Genomic DNA, 636 nt, shown 5'->3' with positions numbered 1-636 from the left:
TGGGGAAGAGCAGTCCATCCAAGTTGAGCCTAAGGGCAAAGAAGACTATGGGAAAGACAAGCATAACGTGAGCAGCATAGCTCACTCGCACTATATCATCAAAGACGGAACTAAATGGAATCCCAAGATTTGCATCGAAGTTAGCGAGAACATCATCTAGGGTACCCTCGCCGAAGAGGAGATATGCAAAGAAACTTGTAGCAATGTAAACACTGGAGCAGAGGAACAGGGATGTTCGCACAATAGGTTTAATTTGTGTTCTGTCTTCAAGCTCATTGTCAATGCTGTGAACATTGTAATGGCAGATGTAGGCAGTGACAAGAACAGGGACAGCTGTGAAGAGCTTCCAGATGGAACTAAGACCATCTAGTTCTGGAAAAAGTTTGGGCATCGCTACAGTTCCATTGAAGAGTTTGATGATAGCAATTCCAGCAGTAATGACGACAAAAACCACAGCAAGAGCAACCGATAGGGCAGAGGTGTATCTCAATGAATCCAGACGCTTAAAGCTCACCAATGGAGCAAACACGAAAAGAGTCGTCGCAAGAAGAACAATGGCACGTGAATTCCAGAGATGAGCTCCAAACCAGCCCTCAAGTATACCACGATGGTGAACACCGGTTGATGATGTTCCAG

1 protein-coding gene is annotated in these 636 nt (G+C 45.3%); it reads right to left on the bottom strand.

Translation table 11 applies throughout. From position 1 onward, the window contains the following. On the bottom strand, window positions 1-636 hold a 636-nt coding region (locus NK662_RS24650; RefSeq protein ID WP_254761354.1), incomplete at both ends, for an SLC5/6 family protein.

The organism is Ectobacillus ponti, from assembly GCF_024294785.1.
GTDB lineage: Bacteria > Bacillota > Bacilli > Bacillales > Bacillaceae_G > Ectobacillus > Ectobacillus ponti.
The sequence above is the reverse complement of the archived record's forward strand: the minus strand, read 5'-3'. Positions and strand labels throughout refer to the sequence as shown.